This window comes from Paragemmobacter ruber, from assembly GCF_009908315.1.
GTDB classification, from domain to species: Bacteria; Pseudomonadota; Alphaproteobacteria; order Rhodobacterales; family Rhodobacteraceae; genus Paragemmobacter; species Paragemmobacter ruber.
Map to the genome: position 1 here is coordinate 66,433 of NZ_JAAATW010000003.1, position 21,082 is coordinate 87,514.

20 protein-coding genes and 1 pseudogene are annotated in these 21,082 nt (G+C 67.2%); 7 read left to right on the top strand and 14 right to left on the bottom strand.

Annotated elements, in window-relative coordinates; translation table 11 throughout:
• Window positions 1–155: 155 nt before the first annotated feature.
• Window positions 156–725: pseudogene (locus tag GU920_RS19550) on the top strand (DUF4167 domain-containing protein); the annotation flags it as partial.
• Window positions 726–1,191: 466 nt separating this feature from the next.
• Here the strand turns inward: GU920_RS19550 and rsmA are convergent.
• The 6 genes from rsmA to lptF all read right to left on the bottom strand — a co-directional run bounded on the left by rsmA (window position 1,192) and on the right by lptF (window position 8,820).
• Window positions 1,192–2,031, bottom strand: a complete 840-nt coding sequence (gene rsmA / locus GU920_RS12555; RefSeq protein WP_161767437.1) for a 16S rRNA (adenine(1518)-N(6)/adenine(1519)-N(6))-dimethyltransferase RsmA — start codon at window positions 2,029–2,031, stop codon at window positions 1,192–1,194.
• Window positions 2,032–2,102: 71 nt separating this feature from the next.
• Window positions 2,103–3,077, bottom strand: a complete 975-nt coding sequence (gene pdxA / locus GU920_RS12560; RefSeq protein ID WP_161767438.1) for a 4-hydroxythreonine-4-phosphate dehydrogenase PdxA — start codon at window positions 3,075–3,077, stop codon at window positions 2,103–2,105.
• Window positions 3,074–4,360 (bottom strand): peptidylprolyl isomerase, encoded by a 1,287-nt coding sequence (locus tag GU920_RS12565; RefSeq protein ID WP_161767439.1) that lies wholly within the window; start codon window positions 4,358–4,360, stop codon window positions 3,074–3,076. Before GU920_RS12565 ends, pdxA begins: the two co-directional genes overlap by 4 nt.
• 29 nt (window positions 4,361–4,389) lie before the next feature.
• Entirely contained in the window at window positions 4,390–6,603 is a 2,214-nt protein-coding gene (locus tag GU920_RS12570) for an LPS-assembly protein LptD (RefSeq protein ID WP_161767440.1), read from the bottom strand.
• A gap of 1 nt (window position 6,604) precedes the next feature.
• Window positions 6,605–7,702, bottom strand: a complete 1,098-nt coding sequence (gene lptG / locus GU920_RS12575; RefSeq protein WP_161767441.1) for an LPS export ABC transporter permease LptG — start codon at window positions 7,700–7,702, stop codon at window positions 6,605–6,607.
• Entirely contained in the window at window positions 7,699–8,820 is a 1,122-nt protein-coding gene (lptF, locus tag GU920_RS12580) for an LPS export ABC transporter permease LptF (RefSeq protein WP_161767442.1), read from the bottom strand. Before lptF ends, lptG begins: the two co-directional genes overlap by 4 nt.
• A gap of 158 nt (window positions 8,821–8,978) precedes the next feature.
• Between lptF and GU920_RS12585 the strand changes: the two genes are divergently transcribed.
• Together GU920_RS12585 and GU920_RS12590 are read left to right on the top strand one after the other, a co-directional pair.
• Complete coding sequence (locus tag GU920_RS12585; RefSeq protein ID WP_161767443.1) at window positions 8,979–10,451, top strand: leucyl aminopeptidase; 1,473 nt, start codon at window positions 8,979–8,981, stop codon at window positions 10,449–10,451.
• A gap of 7 nt (window positions 10,452–10,458) precedes the next feature.
• Window positions 10,459–10,926 (top strand): DNA polymerase III subunit chi, encoded by a 468-nt coding sequence (locus GU920_RS12590; protein WP_161767444.1) that lies wholly within the window; start codon window positions 10,459–10,461, stop codon window positions 10,924–10,926.
• A gap of 10 nt (window positions 10,927–10,936) precedes the next feature.
• On the opposite strand, the gene GU920_RS12595 is transcribed toward GU920_RS12590, so the two are convergent.
• From GU920_RS12595 to GU920_RS12610, 4 genes are read right to left on the bottom strand one after another with little or no spacing between them, the layout of a single operon-like run.
• Window positions 10,937–11,512: a retropepsin-like aspartic protease family protein gene (locus tag GU920_RS12595; RefSeq protein WP_161767445.1), complete on the bottom strand. Its 576-nt coding sequence runs from the start codon at window positions 11,510–11,512 to the stop codon at window positions 10,937–10,939.
• Window positions 11,513–11,569: 57 nt separating this feature from the next.
• Window positions 11,570–12,187, bottom strand: a complete 618-nt coding sequence (locus tag GU920_RS12600; protein ID WP_161767446.1) for a MarC family protein — start codon at window positions 12,185–12,187, stop codon at window positions 11,570–11,572.
• Between the two features lie 60 nt (window positions 12,188–12,247).
• On the bottom strand, window positions 12,248–12,706 hold the full coding sequence (locus GU920_RS12605; RefSeq protein ID WP_161767447.1) for a DUF2267 domain-containing protein: 459 nt from the start codon (window positions 12,704–12,706) through the stop codon (window positions 12,248–12,250).
• Between the two features lie 3 nt (window positions 12,707–12,709).
• Window positions 12,710–14,563 (bottom strand): ABC-F family ATP-binding cassette domain-containing protein, encoded by a 1,854-nt coding sequence (locus GU920_RS12610; RefSeq protein WP_161767448.1) that lies wholly within the window; start codon window positions 14,561–14,563, stop codon window positions 12,710–12,712.
• A 243-nt stretch (window positions 14,564–14,806) separates the two neighbouring features.
• On the opposite strand from GU920_RS12610, the gene ndk reads away from it, so the two are divergent.
• A complete protein-coding gene (ndk, locus tag GU920_RS12615) occupies window positions 14,807–15,229 on the top strand; it encodes a nucleoside-diphosphate kinase (RefSeq protein WP_161767449.1) in 423 nt (140 codons plus the stop codon).
• 9 nt (window positions 15,230–15,238) lie between these two features.
• Here ndk and GU920_RS12620 read toward each other — a convergent pair whose 3' ends face one another.
• From GU920_RS12620 to GU920_RS12625, 3 genes are all read right to left on the bottom strand, one after another.
• Window positions 15,239–15,571, bottom strand: coding sequence for a TfoX/Sxy family protein (locus GU920_RS12620; RefSeq protein WP_161768073.1), 333 nt, complete (start codon window positions 15,569–15,571; stop codon window positions 15,239–15,241).
• A gap of 82 nt (window positions 15,572–15,653) precedes the next feature.
• Window positions 15,654–15,788: a hypothetical protein gene (locus tag GU920_RS19730; RefSeq protein ID WP_268894627.1), complete on the bottom strand. Its 135-nt coding sequence runs from the start codon at window positions 15,786–15,788 to the stop codon at window positions 15,654–15,656.
• A gap of 173 nt (window positions 15,789–15,961) precedes the next feature.
• Window positions 15,962–16,162, bottom strand: coding sequence for a heavy-metal-associated domain-containing protein (locus GU920_RS12625; protein ID WP_161767450.1), 201 nt, complete (start codon window positions 16,160–16,162; stop codon window positions 15,962–15,964).
• Window positions 16,163–16,321: 159 nt separating this feature from the next.
• On the opposite strand from GU920_RS12625, the gene GU920_RS12630 reads away from it, so the two are divergent.
• The 3 genes from GU920_RS12630 to GU920_RS12640 all read left to right on the top strand — a co-directional run bounded on the left by GU920_RS12630 (window position 16,322) and on the right by GU920_RS12640 (window position 20,334).
• Window positions 16,322–18,796 (top strand): heavy metal translocating P-type ATPase, encoded by a 2,475-nt coding sequence (locus tag GU920_RS12630; protein WP_161767451.1) that lies wholly within the window; start codon window positions 16,322–16,324, stop codon window positions 18,794–18,796.
• On the top strand, window positions 18,793–19,188 hold the full coding sequence (gene cueR, locus GU920_RS12635) for a Cu(I)-responsive transcriptional regulator (RefSeq protein ID WP_161767452.1): 396 nt from the start codon (window positions 18,793–18,795) through the stop codon (window positions 19,186–19,188). The genes GU920_RS12630 and cueR overlap by 4 nt, the downstream gene beginning before the upstream one ends.
• A 72-nt stretch (window positions 19,189–19,260) precedes the next feature.
• A complete protein-coding gene (locus GU920_RS12640; protein WP_161767453.1) occupies window positions 19,261–20,334 on the top strand; it encodes a dipeptidase in 1,074 nt (357 codons plus the stop codon).
• 34 nt (window positions 20,335–20,368) lie between these two features.
• Here GU920_RS12640 and GU920_RS12645 read toward each other — a convergent pair whose 3' ends face one another.
• Window positions 20,369–20,803, bottom strand: coding sequence for an RrF2 family transcriptional regulator (locus GU920_RS12645; protein ID WP_161767454.1), 435 nt, complete (start codon window positions 20,801–20,803; stop codon window positions 20,369–20,371).
• Window positions 20,804–21,082: the final 279 nt, after the last annotated feature.

A 21,082-nucleotide genomic window follows, 5' to 3' on the forward strand; every position in this document is an offset into this window, starting at 1 on the left:
GGATGCTTATTCAAACGCAGGTGATGGGGCAGGGCGCAGGCTCCCCCGCGCCGAAACTGCCTGACAGTTTGAACTGCACCGTGACGCCTGCCAACCGGGCAAGACCGTCTCAGGGGCGTTCGCAGAACACCAGGTCATCTGGACCAAAGGACAAGATGAGATCTTCCAAGTCCCGCTCGCGCTCAAAGGCGAACCGCCCGCGCACCCTCGGCAACATCATCAACCGCGTCTTCGACAGTTCCGGTCCCGAAGGCAAGGTGCGCGGCACGCCGCAGCAGATCATCGAGAAGTATCAGCTCCTCGCCCGGGATGCCCAGTTGTCCAATGACCGGGTCGCTGCCGAGAACTTCCTTCAGCACGCCGAGCATTACACCCGTATGCTGGGCGAAGCGATGCGCGAGATGGCGGCCGAACAGGAAGAGCGTCAGCGTAACCAGCAGAACAACAACCAGCAGGGCGGCGGCCAGAACGGCAACCCGTCCTATCAGGGTGGTGGCCAGCAGAACGGCAACCGCGACCGCGACCGCGACAACCGGGATCAGCCTTGGCGCGACCGGCAGGAACAGCGGGGCGACTATCGCGACTACCGTGCCACGGAAGAGGCAGCTGCCTCCGGGGCGCCGGTGATCGAACTGGGCGAGGGAGGCGATACCAACCTTGTCGAAACGCCCGAGGCCCGGCCCTTCCAATCCCGCCGGGACGAGCGGGGCGATCGTGCCAATGACCGCCAGAATGACCGCCAGAATGACAGGCAGAATGACAGGCAGAACGATCGCCAGAACGATCGGCAGGATCGCAACGCGCGCGGCGATTTCCGTCGTGACCGGGATCGCGACCGCGACCGGGATCGTGACACCCGCCGCGACCCTGCCACCACAGCGCCAGCCGCCACGCCTGCCACGGCCGTGGCGCCCGGCGAGGCGGCCGCTTCCCCAGTGACCCCTGCGCCGGTGGCACAAGCTGTGGCCGAGGCCGCGCCCGTGGCCACCAAGGCGCCGCGCCAGCCCGCCCCGCCTGCAGCCGAGGGGGATGCGCCAAAGAAAACGCGCGCCCCGCGCAAGCCCAAGGATGACAGCGCCAAGGCGGCCAAGGCTGACAAAGCCGGAACCGACCCCGCCGCCGCCGCCGAGTGAGGCGTTAACCTTTCGTTAACGAACTGCCGAAAGGGCCGGGTCTATCCCCGGCCTTTTCCTATCCGGCCACGATCCGGGCCAAGGCGCAGAACTGCTCGAGCGAGATTTCCTCGGCGCGCTGCGTCGGCGTGATGCCTGCGGCTTCCAGCTTGGCCTCGATCTCCGCTACCAATCCCTTGAGCGATGATCGCAGCATCTTGCGCCGCTGGTTGAAGGCCATCGCGGTGATCCGGCTCAGCACCGCGCCATCGGCAGGAAAACGCGGCGCAGGCAGCCGCGTGATGTGGACGACCGCCGAATGGACCTTGGGCGCGGGGGTAAAGGCCTCCGGCGGCAGGTGCATCACGATCCGTGCCTCTGCCCGCCATTGCACCAACAGCGCCAGGCGCCCGTAGTGATCCGTCCGCGGCTTCGCCACGATCCGCTCGGCCACCTCCTTCTGGAACATCAGCGTCAGGCTCTCCCAGAATGGCGGCCAGATGGCCGGCGTCAGCCAGCGGATCAGAAGCTCCGTCCCCACATTATAGGGCAGGTTCGCCACTACCCGCACGGGGGCAGTCAGATGGGCCAGCGCGTCCACCTCCAGCGCATCGCCGTTGATCACCTCCAGCCGCCCGGGATAGGCCGCCGCCACCTCGGCCAGCGCGGGCAAACAGCGGGCATCCTTCTCTACCGCCAGCACCCGCCGCGCCCCTTCGGCCAGCAAACCCCGCGTCAATCCGCCGGGGCCGGGCCCGACCTCCAGCACGTCGCAGGCCGACAGATCCCCCGCCTGCCGGGCAATCTTGGCCGTAAGGTTCAGATCCAGCAGAAAATTCTGCCCCAACTGTTTCTTCGCCACCAATTCATGCGCCCGGATCACTTCGCGCAGCGGTGGCAGCCCGTCGATCGTCGCCATCCCTGAAACCGCCCCTTCATCTTGGCGAAAAATACCCCGGGGGTCCGGGGGCTGGCCCCCGGTCCCGCCTGTCACACCCCGCGCGCCCTTGCCATCTCTTGCGCCATCCGCAGCGCCGCCAAAAGGCTGGAGCCATTGGCCATCCCGCGCCCTGCGATGTCATAGGCCGTGCCGTGATCGGGCGAGGTGCGGATGAAGGGCAGACCCAGCGTCACATTCACCCCGCCGTCGAAATCCACCGTCTTGATCGGGATCAGTGCCTGATCGTGATACATGCAGATCGCCACGTCATATTGGGCGCGGGCGGCCCTGTGGAACATCGTATCGGGGGGCAGGGGTCCGCGCAGATCAAACCCCTCGGCGGTCAGGCGCGCGATCAGGGGGGCGATCCAGGTGATCTCTTCCCGCCCCATGGCGCCACCTTCCCCCGCATGGGGATTGAGCCCCGCCACCACGATGCGCGGCTTGGCAAGGCCAAAGTCGCGGCGCAGGCCCGCTGCGGTGATGCGGATCGTCTCTTCCAGAAGGGCGGGGGTCAGCGCGGCGGGAACCTCCGACAGGGGGATATGGATCGTCGTAGGCACAACCCGCAGCTCCGGGCAGGCCAGCATCATCACCACATGCTCCACCCCGGCCAGATGCGCCAGATATTCGGTATGCCCCGGAAAGGCGAAACCGGCCCCATCCTTCAGCACCTTCTTGTTGATGGGCAGCGTGCAGACGGCGCTGGCCACCCCGTCCTGCACGAGCGCCACGGCGCGGGCGATCACATCGATCACGGCCTGGGCATTGGCCGGCACAGGCCTGCCGGGGGGCGCAAGAGCGGGAAAGGCATGGGGCAGCACGGGCAGCGACGCCGCCCGCACCTCCCCGGCCTCGGTTGGGTGCGCAATCAGGCTGTGATCCGTTCCCTCTGGCAGGTGCCGCGGGTCGCCGATCCAAAAGAACGGCACCTCCGCCCCCAGAACTGCGCGGGCCTCTACGGCGATCTCCGCGCCGATCCCGGCCGGATCGCCGCAGGTCAGCGCGACAGGGCGGGGGGTCACCGTTCCTCGATGATCGCTTCCGACCGCAGCTCTTCCATGAAGGCTTCGGCCATCGCGGTCAGCTGCTGGTTGCCAAGCTGGTTGCGCACCGCTTCCCGGTCAACGGGCGACTGATCCTCGGCCTCTTCGCCTTCGACGGTCGTCACCGGGATCTCGGCGGCCTCGGGCGCGGCCTCGGGGATCCCCGTCCGCAGGCAGAGCATCAACAGCTCGTTATAGCTGCCACGGTTGCGCAGCACGCTTTCGCCCGGGTCAAGCTTGGCCAGTTCCAGCGCGATGTCCTGCGGGACCGCGCCCATCATCTGCGTCGTCACGCGCAGCTGGTCCGCCGGCAGACCTGCGGCCAGCGGATAGAGATCACCGCAACCATCCGATTGCTGGCGGATCACGGCCGGATCGAGCGTCGGCGGCAGGGCGAATTGCGCATATTGCACCTCGACCTGCGCTGGCATGGCGCTTTCCTGATCGCTGACACCGTTCAGCTGGAACAGCACCACCGCCTGCGGCACCACGATCGGATCGGACACTTCGCCCGGCGACAGGGTCAGCACCTTCTGCGCGATGGCGGGGGGAAGGTTCGTGACGGGCAGCCAATCCAGCCGCCCCCCCCGCTGGGCCGAGGGCGAGGCCGAAAACTCCCGCGCGGCAGCGGCAAAGCTGCCCTCGGAAGTGGTCTGCGCCTTGATCCCCCGGGCCTGATCGAGGACCGGTGAGACGTCTTCGCCCTGCACCGGCAGGATCAGTTCGGACAACAGGACCTGCACCTGCGGGGTCTTGGCGTTTTCCGCCAGCGCGCGGTCGATCTGCGCCTCGGTGATGCGGATCTGCGAGGCGAACCGCGCACGCACCACTTCGCGCCACAGAACGCCGTTCGCCACGAAGTCGCGGAAGGTTTCGGGGGCCACACCCTCTTGCCCCAGCGCTTCGGTGAACTGTGCCGCGGTCAGGTTGGCGCGGGCGGCGAATTCCTCCATCCCGGCGGTCACCTGTTCGGCGGTCACGGTGATGCCCAGATCTTCGGCCGCCTGCGCGCCCAGCCTGTCGCGCATCAGCGCGACGAGCGCCTCCTTCTCCGGATCGCCGGGCGAGCGCAGGGCCCGCAGCATCAGCGTCCGCTGCTCCACCTCGAAATTCGTGACGGTCTGACCATTGATGATGAGGCGCGGCGCAAACAGGCCGCCGTCCTGCGCCGGGGCCACCGTCGCCCCCGCCATCACCAGAGAAGCCCCCAGAAGCGCCGCCCTCAGCGCTTTCGCCGTCTTGATCCGCGGACGATCCGTCATTCCCGTATCCTGTATCCTGCCTTGCACTGTCATCGCCTGCACATGCGCGCCGGTCCCGCCTCGGTCCCGCCGCCAAAGCCCAGCAATTCGATCGACAGATCGACCGTCGTGCCTGGCCGCACAGTAGTGGATGACGTGAACCGACGCGAGAGAGAAAGATCGACCAGCATGCACTCGTTCTTGAAGGTCAGGCCGAAGTCGGCACTGCTGTACTGGTCGGCCTCAAAGTCATAGCGGCCCGAAGCCTTGGCCTGCCACCCCGGGCTGATCTGATAGCCGGCGCCCACCACAAGATCGGACACACGGCTTGGCCGGGATTCCGCCAGATCGGCGATCGACCAGATATAGCCCGTGTTCAGCCAGAGGTCGGGTGTGGCATATTCCGCCAGAACCTCGCCGCGTGTGACAGACAGATCGTTGTCGGCGATCATCCGCCCGGCAAGGTTCAGGCCGCCCGATGTTTCCGCCGTCACGGCCAAGAGCCAGTCCGACGTGCTGCCCGACAGGCCCGAGGCGTCCGAGAAACCAGCGACGGGATCATCGCGGAAAACCCGGCCCGCCGTCACCCCGAGCGACCAGCCCGCCGGATCAATCCGCGTCCAGCTTACGCCCAGATTGGCGCGCAGGCCCGTTTCCACGGCGTCATTGCCCGGAAAACGGTTGAGGGAGAAGAGGTTCGCCTCATCGAATTCCACCAGACGGCTGTCCTCGTTCGGGATCAGCCCGTCTTGGGCATCGGCCCAGACGATCTGCGCTACGGGTTCGATCACCTGCGCCACACCATCGGCCCCGGCGCGCACTAGGGGCCAGCGCAGTTCCACCGCCCCCGCGCCATAAAGGCGTGACTCGCGCCCGCCATAGATGGCGTCGTCGGTGATGTTGAAGGTATCAAGCCGCGCCTCGCCCAGTGCGGCCAGAACCATGCCGTTCTGCGTGACCCAGTCCTTGCGCCAATCCACGCCAAAGGACAGACGCTGCATGTCCGACCCTTCGGCGATGTCATCGGGTTCCAGCGGATTGGGATCATCCAGCGGGTTCGACGATTGCCGCGTATGGGTGTGGCTGCCAAAGCGGAAGGCACCCTCACCCCCCAGGGCGCCAAGGCGGAAGCGCTGCACATAGGTGGAATCGGTGACGAGATAGGGCGTGGCAGACGGGAAATCGTCGGCGCGCAGCGTGTCGAAGTTGATGATCCGGGCCGCGATATATTCATCGCGGCGCACGCGATCCACCTGAATGGTGTTGGTCAACCGGTCGGTGTCGCTGATGCCGTAATCGGTCAGGTAGGCGTCATCGCTGACCGCCTCGCCATGGAAGGCCAGCCTGTAGCCACGCGGCAGGCGGAAGAGGCCATCTGCCACCAGATAACCGCGCGTGTCATTGGGCTGGATCCTGTCGCGGGACAGCGTGCCCGTCACCGCGATGCTGCCCGTCTCGAAGGCCTGCCGATACCGCACTTCCAGCGACCGCGCGCCGTTGGTGGTGATGGTGGGTGAAAATGTCAGATCGCGCGACGGGCCGAGCGTCACGAAATAAGGCAGGGTGATCCCGGTGCCGAGGTCGGTGCGGTTGGTGAACTTCGGCATCAGAAAGCCGTTGCTGCGATCCAGCGTCGGGTCCGGGATGCGCAGGCGCGGAATGTAGAGAACCGGCACACCGCCAAAGCGAAGCTGTGCGCGGTCAAAGTAGATCTGCTGTTCCGCCTGATCGTGCAGCACGCGCTTGGCGCGGATCTCCCACAGCGGGGTGCTGCTGCCTGCGCAGATCCTGCAGCTTGAGGCAACGGCGTTGTCCAGTTGCAGAAAGCGCCCCTCGCTGCGCACCATCTGCGCAGAGGCCATCTGCAATTGCTGGTTCAGCACCACCCGCGCGCTTTGCAGGATGCCTTCGGTCAGGTCCGATGCAAGATCGGCCTGCGCCGCCACGATCACGGTGGATCCTTCTTCATCGGTCAGCCGGATCGGGCCTTCGATGCGCAACTGATCGCTGGATTGATCGAACACGATCCGCTGCGCCGTCATGCGGCGGCCCTGATAGAACACTTCAACCGATCCTTCGGCGATCAGGCGCTGGTCGCCCGCAATCTCCAGCCGGTCGGCGATCAGGGTGGCGGCTTCCTGTGCCTGGAGACCGCCCGGCGCGGTGGAGGCCAGCAGAGCCGCAACAGAAAGGGCCAGCGCCAGCGGGCGCAACGCGCCAAAGCGGCGCGGCTTGCGGCGGCAGAAATCGGGACCGCGCGCCATGTCAGCCATCCTCCAGATGCAGCAGCAGACCCAGCGCCATCATGGTGGCGACCACGGGCGGGGCCCAAGCGGCCAGCGCCACGGGGATCTGCCCGTTCTCGCCCAGCACTTGCGCGAAGTTGCGCAGGAAAAAGATCGCAAAGCCGCTGAGAACGGCAAAAAGGACCAGCGTCCCGGTCTTGCCAAAGCGGGCATGGCGCATGGTAAAGCCTGCCGCCACCAAGACCATGGCCGCCAGAAGCAGCGGCTGGGCAAGCTCCATCTGGAACCACACCTGATGCGCCCGCGCCGAAAAGCCTGCGCGTTCAAGCCCGGCGATATAGGCGGGCAGGGACCAGAAGGGGATCGCAGAGGGCGATCCGAAACTGTCGCGGATGCCTTCCCGCGTCAGGTCCGACGGCAGGGTGCTGCCATCGGCCAGCCGTTCAGAGGCCTGTTCGGGATTGCGCGCGGTCAGATCCCAGCGCTTTGCCCCTTCCAGAACCCACGCCCCCGGCTGGAGCCGCGCCACCGTCGCCTCGATCCGGGCAGAGGGAAGGCCTTCGGGATCGAGCAGCAGGAAGCTCACGCCATAGAGTTCCGTCCCATCCTGATTGGTGCGGGCAGCCTGAATCACCGTCTGGCCGTTTCCATCGCCCTGCCGCAGCCAAAGCCCGTTTTCGGACACCGACAGCACGCTGCCGCCGCCCCGCGCGATATCGGCCTGCACGCTGTCATGCCGCTTGATCGTGGCGGCGACGAAAGGGTTGACCAACGCCACCGCCACCAGCCCGCAGATCAGCGCGGTGACCACAGGCGCGATCAGGAAGCGCAGGCCAGACCGGCCCGCCGCCCGCACCACTACAAGCTCGCTCGACCGGGCCAGCGCCATGAACAGCGCGATCGCCGCCAGCACAACAATCAGCGGCAGGATGCGGTAGAGGCTTTCGGGAACATTCAGCGCGGCAAGGTGCAGCGCTCCGAAGAGGCCCGCATCGCTTTGCGTCAGGCGGCGCAGCTGATCAATCGTGTCGATCAGAAGCATGATGCCGAAGAACACGCCAAGGACGACCAGAAAGGTCGTCATGAAGCGGCGCGCGATGTAAAGGCTGAGCGTCATGCCAGCGCCCCCCGCACCCGGCGCGGGCGTTGCGCCACAAAAAGTAGCAGGGCCGCGATCGCGAAACCTGCCAGCGGTGCGGCGTATACGGCGGGCCAAAGCCGTGCGTCCCGCAGGGCCGCGGCCGATCCGGTGGTATTTAGCAGTTGCAGGAAGATCAGGATCCCCACCGCGCCGAGGATCTGCCGCCACAATCCGAACCGGCTGAACGCACCGACAAGCAGGGTAGCAAATCCCACTAGTGCCGCCGCCGCGCTGAGGAAGGGCTGGGCGAGGCGGCTGTGGATTTCTTGCAGGATCGTCACCCGCTCGGCCCCGGTCAAGGCCTGCAGCGCGGCGCGGTCGGTGGTGATCAGTTCCAGTGTCGTCAGGTGTTCGGCGGGCGTCAGTGTCCGTTCGTCGCCCGCCAGCATGCCAGACAGGTTGTAGGTCACGTCGGCAAAGCGTGTGACCGACAGGTTTTGCCGCTCGTCCCGCGTCAGCGTCTGCGCGATCCCGTCAAACATCAGCAGCGTCGGCCCGTTCTCGCCGCGCGCCAGCAGCGCCCGGCGCGCGGTGTAGGTCGTGCGCTCTGTCGTGCTGCGTTCGTCCGACAGGAAGATGTCGCGCAATTCGCCCGTCTGGGTGATCTCGCGGATGTAGAGCGTCACGCCGGTGGCGGGATGCATGAACTGGCCTTCGTTCAGATAGCGCGCGGTCACATTTTCGGACAGCGTCGCCTCACGCGCCGACAGCATGGCCGTGCTCCACGGCACCAGCACGTTCATCAACGTCAGATGCAGCAGCGTGACAATCGCGCCGAAATAGAGCACCGGCCGCGCCAGACGAAAGGCCGAAAAACCCGTGGCCTGCATCACCACCAATTCGCTTTCCTGCGTCAGCCGGTTGGTCGCATAGACCGCCGCGGCAAAGGCCGCGATCGGCAGGACAAGGCGGATCACGTTGGGCAGCATCAGCAGCGAGAATTCCAGAAACACCAGGGCGGAATGTCCATCGCCCAGCAGCCGGTCAAACAGGCCCACCGCCCGGTTGACCCAGTAGACAGACACAAGCACTAGGGCAAAGAAGCCGAACAGCGCAACAAGTTGCGACAGTAGATATCTGTCGAATCTCGACACGCCGACAATGCCCCTCGTTTCTTTCCTTTGGCGGAAACTATCGGAATTCCCCGGCGGGGAAAACTCATATCTGGTCAATCCCGGACGGCACAGGTAGCGTTTTGCCGATAATCGCGCGCGCCCCCCACGGGCGCCGCATCCTGCCGGAGACTTCACCCATGACCCACCCCATTCCGATCCAGTTCCGCCCCGTCGATCTGGAGGCCTTGCCCCGCGTCACCGGGCGGATCGTGGCCTTTGCCAGCGGCCCCGGCGCGATGAGCCCGGGCCTGCGGCGGCTGGATCGGCTGACGCGCGGGGCGGTGGGGCGGATGTTGAACCATGAGGCCTTCGACAAGCTGAAACCCGGTGAGGCGGTGGAAATGGCCTGGCCTTCGGGATTGCAGGCCGATGCGCTGCAGATCGTGCGCCTGCCGCGCCGCGCGGACCGGGCCGCCGCGCGCAAGGCGGGCGGTGTGATCGGGCGGGCGCTGTCGCCCGCTGGTTGCACGGTGCTGGCCGAAGGCCAGACGCAGGCGGCGGAAATAGCCTTTGGCGTGGCGATGCGGGCCTATGAATTCACCGCGCACAAGACGGGCGAACGCAAAGCCCCCGGTCCGATCGTCTTTCAGGTGTCCGATCCCGAAGCGGTGGCCGCCGCCGCAGCGCCCGGTGCCGCCGTGGCGGAGGGCGTGTTCTTCACCCGCGATCTGGTGAACGAACCGGCCAACATCCTGACCACGCATGATTTTGCCGCCCGGCTGGCCGCGATGCAGGAGCTTGGCCTTGATGTCGAGATCCTTGAGGAAGAGGCGCTGACCAAGCTTGGCATGGGGGCGCTTCTCGGCGTCGGGCAGGGGTCGGAAAGCCCGTCCAAGGTGGTGGTCATGCAATGGAATGGCGGGGCCAAGGGCGAGGCACCGCTCGCGCTGGTGGGCAAGGGCGTGGTGTTCGATACGGGCGGCATCTCGATCAAACCGGCGGGCGGGATGGAAGAGATGACGATGGATATGGGCGGGGCCGGTGTGGTGGCGGGCGTCATGCGCACGCTCGCCCTGCGCAAGGCCCGCGCCAATGTCGTGGGTCTGGTCGGGCTGGTCGAGAACATGCCCGACGGGCGCGCGCAGCGCCCGGGTGATGTGGTGCGCACGATGAAGGGCGACACGGTCGAGGTCATCAACACCGATGCCGAAGGCCGCCTCGTTCTGGCCGATGTGATGTGGTACGCGCAGGAGCGGTTCAAGCCGGTGGGGATGATCGACCTTGCCACGCTGACCGGGGCGATCATCATCGCGCTCGGGCACGAAAACACGGGCGTCTTTTCCAACAATGACGATCTGTGCGACGCCCTTCTGAAGGCCGCCAGGGCCGAGGGCGAGGGCGCGTGGCGGATGCCCATGGGCGATGCCTATGACGCCAAGCTGAAATCGCGGATCGCCGACATGATGAATGTGGGCGGGCGCGATGGCGGGGCGATCACGGCGGCGCAGTTCCTGCAGCGCTTCGTGAAGCCCGACATGCCGTGGTGCCATCTCGACATTGCAGGTACGGCGCTTCTGAAATCCGACAGCACGCTGGCGCCAAAGGGGGCCACGGGTTGGGGCGTGATGACGCTGGACCGCCTGATCCGCGACAGGTTCGAGGCGAAATGACCCCGCCATGGGCGTGGTGATGTTCTATCATCTGACGCGCTCTTCGGTTGAGGAGACGCTTGTGATGCTGCTGCCCCGGGCGGTGGCGCAAGGCTGGCGCGTCATGCTGCGCGGGGGGGACCGCGCGGCGCTTGAGGCGCTGGATACGCGGCTCTGGACGCTGGAAAGCCTGCCCTTTCTGCCCCATGGGATGGAGGGCGGGCCGCATGACGCCGACCAGCCGGTTCTGATCGGGCAGGGGGCCATCACAAACGGCGCGCAGGGGCTGTTCCTGATTGACGGGGCGGCGACAGGCCCCGCCGAGGCGCGGCCCTTGGAACGGGTGTGGCTGCTTTTCGACGGCAATGACGGGGGGCAGCTGTCGGCGGCGCGGCAGAAATGGAAGGCGCTGACAGAGGCAGGGCTGGCGGCGCAATACTGGTCAGAAGAAAGCGGGCGCTGGGAGAAGAAGGCCGAAAAGCCCGGCGCGGCCTGAGCGGCTGGCGCTAGCGGCGCAGGATCATGCGGTCGCCCGCGATCTCCACCCGGTAGAGCGACAGATAGTCCATGCCCAGAAGCGAATCCGTCATCTCGCCCTGGTTCACCCAAGCCGGAAAATTGGCGTCGGTATGGGGGCCGAGGGTGACGCTGGGCAGTTCAACCCGTGCTGTGCGGACGGTTCCGTTGGCGGTCTGCGCTGTGCCCAGATACATCAGTTCCGCAGGATCAATTCCCACGCGGCGGGCATCACGATCCGACAGCACCATGTTGGTGGCCCCGGTATCTGCGAGGAACTGCACGGGCGTGCCGTTTACCTCAAGCGTCAGGTAGTAATGCCCGTCTTCGGCGCGCGGCACCTCGATCGCGCCGGCGTCCGAAATCATCTGCCGGGGCGCGATATCGCTGCGCAGGTCGTTCCACAGACCATAGCCCGCCATCACGCCGATGAAGATCAGGCCCCATGCGGCGGCGGTGCGCAGCGCTTCGCCCATGCGTTTGCGATATTCGACAAGCACCCAGCCCCCGACTGCGACCAGCAGCAGAAGAAGGTAGAAAAGACGGGCGATACTGTCAGAATCCATGCGCGCGATCCGGTGATTTCCTGCCGATATGGGGGGGCAGGACGGTGAAGGGAAGGGTCAGCCGATCAGACCGGTACCCTTGACCCCGTCGATCACGAATTGCACCGACAGCGCGGCCAGCAGCATCCCCAGCAGGCGCGTGATCACGATGGTGCCCGTGCGGCCCAAGAGCCGCTCCAGCGGTGGTGACGCCAGGAGGAACAGAAAGGTGGTCAACAGCACCAGCACCATCAGCGCCAGCACGGCAAAGGTGCCGGGCCATCCCGGCGCCTCGCCCACCAGCAGGATCATGGTCGCAATCGCCCCCGGCCCCGCGATCAGCGGCGTCGCCAGCGGGAAGACGGAAGGATCATGGTCGGGGTCGGTTTTCTGATCCTCGCGCCGCTTGGTGCGGCGTTCGAACAGCATGTCGAGCGCGGTCAGGAACAGAAGGATCCCGCCCGCGATGCGGAAGGCGGGCATGGAGATGCCGACGAAGGCAAGGATCGACTCGCCCGCCAGCCCGAAGAGCAGCAGCAGAAAACCCGCGATCAGGCAGGCCCGACGGGCAAGGCGGCGGCGATGCGCCGCGTCCGCGCCTTGGGTCAGGGCGATGAACAGGGGCACCAGACCGGGCGGGTCGATGACCACGAAGAGCGTGGCGAAGGCGGTGATCAGGAAAGCGGCTTCGGGCAAGGGTGACCTCCGGTTCGGTGCAGCCTAGAGGCGGATGGGGCGGGCAGGCAAGCGGCGCGATCAGACGATCCGTGGGCCGAGGGTGGCGGGGTCGATCCCCGGGGTGGACCAGAAATCGGCCGCGAACGGGGGCAGCCTTGACAGGACCCGGTCAAGGTCTTCGCGCAGGACGGCGCGGCGCAGGGCACAGGCGGTGGCGGCCACGCAGTTTTCGGGCGTGACATTGTGGTGGCGGCGCAGGGCGCGGGCTTCGGCCGTCCAGTCGGCACGGGTGCCGGGTGGGATGACCGGATCGGACAGGTTCCAGTCGGCCACGAAAAGCGCACGCAGGACCGAAGGCAGAATCTGTGCGAAATCAATCGCCTGCTGAGGCGTCAACCGCCGCCGGAACGCCCGCAGCACACCTTCCACTGCGGTGAAGGTTGTGTTGTCGGTGGGCGTGTCCATCGCGTCTTTTGCATCCGCCAGAAAGGCCTGCCATTCGCGCGTCGCCTGGCGATAGGTCCACGGCATAGGCATGGGTCATGCCGCCTCGGCCTGATCGAGCTTTTCCTGCGCGGCGAGCCACAGCGCCTCGGCGCGATCCAGCGCCTCCATCACCTCTGCGTATTTCCGGTTCCAGGTTTCCAGCTCGCCGATCCGCGCGGCCTCGTACAGGTCTGGGTCGGCCAGTTTGGTGGCCAGCTTGTCGCGCATGTCGTTGATCTTGGCGAGGCGGTCTTCGCATTTGCGCACCTCGGCGCGCAGGGCGAGGATTTCGTCTCGGCTGGCTTTCTTCGGTTTATCAACGGGTTTTGCGGAGATCTTCACGTCGTCATCGCCGGCCAGCAGCATCCGGCGATAGGCTTCCAGATCATCGATGTAAGGCGCGACGGCCCCGCCCTTGACCAGCCAGAGCCGATCGGCCACCAGCGACAGCAGGTGCATGTCGTGGCTGACAAGGATCACCGCGCCGGGATATTCGGTCAGCGCCTCGACCAGCGCCTCGCGGCTTTCCATGTCGAGGTGGTTGGTCGGTTCGTCGAGGATCAGAAGGTGCGGCGCGTCGATCGTGGCGAGCAGGAGCGACAGCCGCGCCTTCTGCCCGCCCGAGAGGCGGCCCACCACGGTATCGGCCTGATCAGCCATCAGGCCGAAGCCCGCAAGCCGGGCGCGCAGGCGGGGCTGGCCTTCATCGGGGCGCAGGCGTTGAATATGTTGCAGCGGCGTTTCGTCGATGTGCAATTCATCGACCTGATGTTGGGCGAAATAGCCGATCCGCAGCTTGGACGAGCGGGTGATGCGCCCCTCTGCCGCTTGAAGTTTGCCCGCCAAGAGTTTGGAAAGCGTGGATTTCCCTTCGCCATTCCGCCCGAGGAGGGCGATGCGGTCGTCCTGGTCAATCCTTAAGGAAAGCTTGCGCAGCACCGGCGGGCCGCCATAGCCCACGGCCGCGCCTTCGAGGTTTATGATGGGGGGCGAGAGTTCTTCGGGCGCGGGAAAGGTGAAGACGACGCGCTTTGCCTCTTCCGGCGGTGTGATCGGCGTCATCTTTTCCAGCATCTTCACCCGGCTTTGCGCCTGCACGGCCTTGGATGCTTTTGCCTTGAACCGGTCAACGAAGGATTGCAGATGCGCGCGGCGGGCCTCTTGCTTTTTCGCCTCGGCCTGCAGGACGGCGCGGCGTTCGGCCATCTGGCGGGCGAACTGGTCGTAAGGCCCTGTCCAATATGTCAATTTCCGCTGATCCAGATGCAGGATCCCCTGCACGGCGCGGTTCAGAAGGCCCCGGTCGTGGCTGATGATCAGCACGGTATGGGGGTATTTTTGCAAATACGCCTCAAGCCAGAGGGCGCCTTCGAGATCGAGGTAGTTGGTCGGTTCGTCGAGCAGCAGGAGATCGGGCTGGGAAAACAGCACGCCCGCCAGCGCCACGCGCATCCGCCAGCCGCCGGAAAAGCCGGAGCAGGGCATCAGTTGCTGTTCAGCATCGAAGCCTAACCCCTTGAGAATACTGGAGGCCCGGCCCTCGGCGGACCAGGCGTCGATATCGGCGAGGCGGGCCTGAATTTCGGCGATGCGGTGGGGGTCGGTGGCGGTTTGGGATTCGGCCAGCAGGGCCGCGCGTTCGGTATCGGCGGCGAGCACGGTGTCGAGAAGCGAGGTTTCCGACGACGGCACCTCTTGCGCCACACCGCCGATGCGGGCGCGGGCGGGCAGGGAGATGGACCCGCCTTCAAGCGCAAGTTCGCCGCGTATCAGCCTGAAAAGCGTGGTTTTTCCCGCGCCATTGCGGCCCACGAGGCCGACCTTGTGGCCGGTGGGAATGGTGGCGGAGGCGCCCTCGAACAGGGGGCGGCCTTCGACGGAATAGGTGATGGCGTCGATGCGTAACATGGGATCAGGGCTTGCCCTATGGGGGGCGCGGCGTCAATTGCAACGGTGGGGGCCGGTGTTCAGCACGGCGTGCAGCATCGTAGTGCAGCAAAGCGTATGCACGCGGCGCGCGGGGGATTTACGCTTTGGCGAGGTTCCGGTCCGGGGGCGGCTTTTCATTGTTACAGGCCCATGCTAGGTGCGCCGCACATGAATTCCGGCGCCGGGATCCCCCCGCGCGCCCCAAATACGGAGACGCCACCCATGGCCATCGAACGCACGCTGTCGATCATCAAACCCGATGCGACCAAGCGCAACCTGACCGGCAAGATCAACGCCAAGTTCGAAGAAGCGGGCCTGCGCATCGTTGCGCAGAAGCGCATCCACCTGACCATGGCGCAGGCCGGGCAGTTCTATGCCGAGCACAAGGAGCGCGGCTTTTATGGCGAGCTGTGCGAGTTCATGGCATCGGAGCCGGTGGTGGTGCAGGTTCTGGAAGGCGAAGGCGCCATTCTGAAGAACCGCGAAGTGATGGGCGCGACCAACCCGGCCAATGCGGCCGATGGCACCATCCGCAAGGAGTTTGCCCTGTCGGTCGGCGAAAACTCGGTCCACGGGTCGGACAGCGAGACCTCGGCCGCCCGCGAGATTTCCTTCTTCTTCTCGGGTCTGGAACTGGTCGGCTAAGGCCGGGCTTCAGCGGCGCCGTTCCACGACGCCCAGCATATCGAGGGCCGCTTCGAGTTCGGAGCGGCCCTTTCCTTTCATCTCGGCCTTCAGCGCATCGAAGCGGCGGCGCAGCGCGGCCTTCTCTTCGCCCTGGCAGTCGTTCCAGGGGCGGCCCTGCAGGCCCATCACCAGCACATAGTAGCCAATGAAATGCGGCGCCACGCCAGAGGCAAGCAGGCGACGATAGCCTTCATCGGGGCCCATGGCGCGCAGGTCTTCGGCGGAATGGACGCCCGCCTTGGCGAAGGCGGCCTCGGTCGCCGGGCCGAGATTGGGGATGGAGGAGACGGGTGTGGGCATCTGGGCCATGCGCAAAAGAAAACAGGGCCAGCCTAGCGGCTGACCCTGTGCGAGAAAAGCGTCTGACGCGGTCTGCTTGGGTTCAGATCGACGCCCAGTCGCGGAAGATCGGGGTGGACCCTTGCTGCTGGGTCGTGCCCTGCGATTGATCCTGCTGCTGCGACGGCGTGTTGCTGCCGCCCTGCTGCTGTGAGGGGTTTGCGGGTTTCTTGGCCATTTTTCCTGCTCGCTCCGGCGTTGTGGCGCTTCCTTACCCTGTGATGTGCGTTGGGGGAAGGGCGGCGGCAAGACGCAAGCATGACGATTTTGCGACGCCTCGCCCGGTCTGTGCGACATTTGCAACAGGTTCAGGGGATTGTGGGGGCGTTCGGGGCGTGCACGCTTGCGCGATCAGCGCAGGGGGGTGGCGGGGAAGCCCACCTCATCCAGCGCGCGGATGAGGGATTCGGCGCTGGCCGGGCCGCTGGCAGTGGCGGTGCGGGCGGCGAGATCGATGCGGATTTCCCCCGCATCGGCGACGCGGCCCAGCGCCTGTTCGACCGAGGCCTTGCAATGGCCACAGGTCATGTCGGGGATGGAGAGTGTGGTCATCGGCATGGCCCTTGGGGTTGATCTGCCCCTATCTGGGGGTTCCCGTGGCGGGAAGGTCAAGGGGGCGCGGCGGAAAACGCCGGGGCGGATTGTCGCCCCTGCGGGGTTGACCTTCCCATTACGGGAAGGATTATGTGATGGGGCGGAAGGAGTTTTCCCATGACCGACGCCGCTGTTTCAACCCCTTCCCTTGCGATCCCTGTGCCCGGCCCGGACGGGCGGGACAGGGCCGTGCGTTTCCGGCTGGACGGGATGACCTGCGCCTCATGCGTCTTGCGGGCCGAGCGGGTGCTGCGGGCGCAGGCGGGGGTGACGCGGGCGGTGGTCAACCTGACGACCGAGACGGCGGATGTGGCCTATCGCGCCCCGGCGGACCCCGCGGCGCTGGCGGCGGCGCTGGCGCGGGCGGGCTATCCGGCGCGGGAGGCGACGGTCGTGCTGGAGGTGGAGGGGATGACCTGCGCGGCCTGCACCGGGCGGGTGGAGCGGGTGCTGCGCGCCCAGCCCGGGGTGCGCGCGGTGGTGGCCAACCTTGCCCTGCGGCGGGCCACGGTGACGCTGTGGGAGGGCGGGGCCGGGGCCGAGTTTCTGGCGGCGGCGGTGACGCGGGCGGGCTATGCCGCGCGCCCGGCCGAGGAGGGCGCGGCGGCACGCCGGGACGGGGGCCCGGAGGAGGGGCGGGCGCTGGTGCGCGATGCCGGGGTGGCGGCGGCGCTGACCCTGCCTGTGGTGGTGGTGGAGATGGGCGGGCATCTGTTCGCGCCGTTCCATCACTGGCTGATGGGGCTGTTGGGGATGCAGGCGCTGTGGGTGGCGCAGTTCGTGCTGGTGACGCTGGTCCTTTTGGGGCCGGGCTGGCGCTTTCAGCGGCGGGGGTGGCCCGCGCTGTTGCGGGGGGCGCCGGACATGAACGCGCTGGTTGCCCTGGGGACCGGGGCGGCTTGGGCCTATTCAACGCTGGTGACTTTTGCGCCGGGCCTTGTGCCAGAGGCGGCGCGGGCGGTCTATTTCGAGGCGGCGGCGGTGATCGTGGTGCTGGTTCTGCTGGGCCGGGTGCTGGAGGCGCGGGCGCGCGGGCGGGCCGGGGCGGCGATTGCGCGGCTGGTGGGGATGCAGCCAAAGGTGGCGCGGCTGGAGGACGGGACGGAGGTGCCGGTCGCGTCACTTGTGCCGGGGATGCGCGTGCTGGTGCGGCCGGGCGAGCGGGTGGCGGTGGATGGCGTGGTGGTCAGTGGGGCATCTGCCGTGGATGAGGCGATGCTGACGGGCGAGCCGCTGCCGGTGGCCAAGGCCGCCGGGGATGCGGTGACGGGCGGCACGATCAACGGCACGGGCGCGCTGGTGGTGGAGGTGCGGCAGGTGGGCGCGGCCACGGTGCTGGCGCGGATCGTGGCGCTTGTGGAAGAGGCGCAGGGGTCCAAACTGCCGGTGCAGGCACTGGTGGACCGGGTGACGCTGTGGTTCGTGCCGGGGGTGATGGCGGTGGCGGCGCTGGCCTGTGCGGGGTGGCTGATGGCGGGGCAGGGCGTGGCGCAGGCCATTGTTGCGGCGGTGTCGGTTCTGATCATCGCCTGCCCCTGCGCCATGGGTTTGGCGACGCCGGTGTCGATCCTTGTGGGTACGGGCCGGGCGGCGGAACTGGGGGTTCTGTTCCGGCGGGGCGAGGCGTTGCAGCGGCTGGCCGAGGTGCGGACCGTGGCCTTTGACAAGACCGGGACGCTGACCATGGGGCGCCCGGTGGTGACGGACATGATCGGGGATAATGCGGCGCTGGCGCAGGCGGCGGCGGTGGAGGCGGGGTCGGAGCATCCGCTGGCGGGGGCCGTGCTGGCCCATGCGGCGGCGCGCGGGGTGGTGGTGCCGGGGGCGGAGGCATTCGAGGCGGTGCCGGGGCAGGGCGCGCGGGCGCGGGTGGCGGGCGCAGAAGTGGCGGTGGGATCGGCGCGGATGTTTGCCGAGATGCCGGAGCCTCTGGCGCAGGCGGCGGCGGGATGGGCGGCGGAAGGCAAGGGGCTGTTGTTCGTGGGGGAGGGCCGCGTGGCGCGCGGCCTGATTGCGGTGGCCGATCCCGTGAAGCCCGGGGCGGCGGCGGCGCTGCGGGCGCTGGCGCGGCGGGGCGTGCGCGTGGCGATGGTGACGGGGGACAATGCCGCGACGGCCGGGGCCATCGCGGCGCGTCTGAGCGTGACGGAGGTGCAGGCGGGCGTCCTGCCCGCGGGCAAGGCGGATGCGGTGCGGGGTTTCGGGGCGGGCGTGGCCTTTGTGGGGGACGGCATCAATGATGCGCCCGCGCTGGCGGCGGCGGAGGTGGGGCTGGCGATGGGGACGGGGACGGATGTGGCGATTGAGGCGGGGGATGTGGTGCTGATGTCGGGCGATCCGCTCGCGGTGGTGGATGCGCTGGATGTGGCGCGCGCCACGATGCGCAACATCCGGCAGAACCTGATCTGGGCCTTCGGCTACAATGTCGCGCTGATCCCGGTGGCGGCGGGGGTGCTGGTGCCGTTTGGCGGGCCTGCCCTTTCGCCCATGCTGGCGGCGGGGGCGATGGCGCTGTCATCGGTCTTTGTTCTGGGCAATGCGCTGCGGTTGCGGGGTATCCGGGGGGTGCGGTCGGGGGAGGGGGCGGCATGAACATCAAGGATGTGGCCGCACGGTCGGGGCTGCCTGCCAAGACGATCCGCTATTACGAAGAGATCGGGCTGATCCGGCCCTTGCGGGGGGCGAATGGCTATCGCGCGTTTCGGGACAGCGATCTGCACAAGCTGGCCTTTCTGGCGCGGGCGCGGGGCTTGGGTTTTACCATCGAGGAATGTCGCAAGCTGCTTGCGCTTTATGAGGATCGCGACCGGGCCAGCGCGGATGTGAAGGCGCTGGCCGAGGCGCATCTGGACGAGATGGAGCGCAAGATCGCGGAATTGCGGGCCATGCAGGCCACGCTGCGCGCGCTGGTCGAAAGCTGCGCGGGCGATGCGCGGCCCGATTGCCCGATCCTGACGGGACTGGCCGGGCCGCCCTGCTGTTGAAGGCGGCAACGGCGGGGGTTCACCCTGACGGAGCGCCGTGCAAGGGTGGGGGCCGCGCTGCGGAGGCTTTGCATGAACGATACGGTCCCGGTTTTTGATGGCCATAACGACATTCTCTACCGTCTGCTGATGGCGCCCGAGGCGCGCGAGGCGATCTGGCTGACGGGCGAGGGCAGGGGTCATCTGGACCTGCCACGGATGCGGGCGGGGGGCTTTGCGGGCGGGCTGTTCGCGATCTATGTGCCGACGCCCAGCACGGCCGATGCCGATGTCGATGCCATCGACGCGCTGATGGACCGCCCGCCCTATGCGGTGGAGTTGCCGGGGCAATTGGCGCTGGGCCCCAGTCAGGTTGTGGCGCTGGAACAGGCGGGGCATCTGATGTGGATGGCGCGGGCATCCGGCGGGGCGTTCCGGCTGTGCCGGAGCGCCGCCGAGATCGAGGCCGCGCGGGCCGAAGGCGTGATCGCGGGCGTGATGCATATGGAGGGGGCCGAGGCGATTGATCCGGCCTGCGACGCGCTGCACGCCTTTCACGCCATGGGCCTGCGGTCGCTGGGGCCGGTCTGGAGCCGACCCACGGCCTTTGGCCATGGTGTGCCGTTCCGCTTTCCGGGTGATCCCGATACCGGGCCGGGGCTGACCGAGGCGGGCAAGCGGCTGATCGCCACCTGCAATGCGCTGCGGATCCTGGTGGATCTGAGCCATCTGAACGCCAAGGGCTTTGACGATGTGGCGCGGATCAGTGATGCGCCGCTGGTGGCCAGCCATTCCAATGCCCATGCGGTGACGCCCTCCACGCGCAACCTGACGGACCGCCAGTTGGACGCGATCCGTGAAAGCGGGGGGTTGGTGGGGCTGAACTTCGCCACCGTTTTCCTGCGCCCCGACGGGCGGCGCGATCCGGCGATGGGGTGGGAACCGGTGCTGCGACACCTCGATCATCTGATCGGGCGGCTGGGGGAGGATCATGTGGGCTTTGGGTCGGATTTCGACGGGGCGACCGTGCCGCAGGGCATCGGCGATGTGGCCGGTCTGCCCCGGCTGATCGCGGCCCTGCGGGCGCATGGTTACGATGCGGGCCTGATCCGCAAGATGGCCTGGGACAACTGGCTGTCCGTGCTGCGCCGCACCTGGGGGGGATAGAGGGGCGGGTAGGGGCAGGCTGCGCGTCTTGCCGTCAGGCGACCTGAAGCAGGCTGTGGAGCGGGGTGTTCTGTCGGACCATATCGGCCAGCGTGACGCGATCGAGTTCGGCGTAGAAGGCCGCCAAGGCCTGGTTCAGGGTGCATTGCAGGCGGCAGCAGACCAGAAGCGGGCAGTCCGTTTCGGTGCCGGCGAAGCAGTCGGTGAAGGGCAGGACGGCCTCGAATTCGCGAAAGACCGCGCCCACGCTGATCGCCTCGGGCGGTCGGGCGAGCCGCAACCCGCCCGACCTGCCGCGCAGGGTGGTGAGGAAGCGCTTTTGCGACAGGAGGTGGATCACCTGCGCGAGGTGGTTTTCCGAGGCGTGGCAGGCGGCGGCCACGTCGGATTTGCGCACCGTGCGGCCGGGGTTCACGGCGCAGAACATCAGCGTGCGCATGGCGAGATCGGTGCGGATCGTGAGTCTCATGCTGGGTCTCCGGGCGGGGGGATCGGGTCTTGTCGCCAAAGAATTATGCAAGGCTCGGCATGTGTGACATGATCTAGATCAGATGAATGAATTCCGCGCCGCCGCTTTGGGCGTGGTCGCATGGCGGGGCGTGGCAGGCAAACCGCCTGTTCGTGATGAAAGTTCTGTCGAATCGTCAAAGCGCTTTGGGTGCGGGCGGGCCGGGCAGAGCGCAGATGCGAGGCGTGCTTGATCACAAGTTTGTTGCGCCTGTTTGCGATAACATTTAAAGCGGTTTGA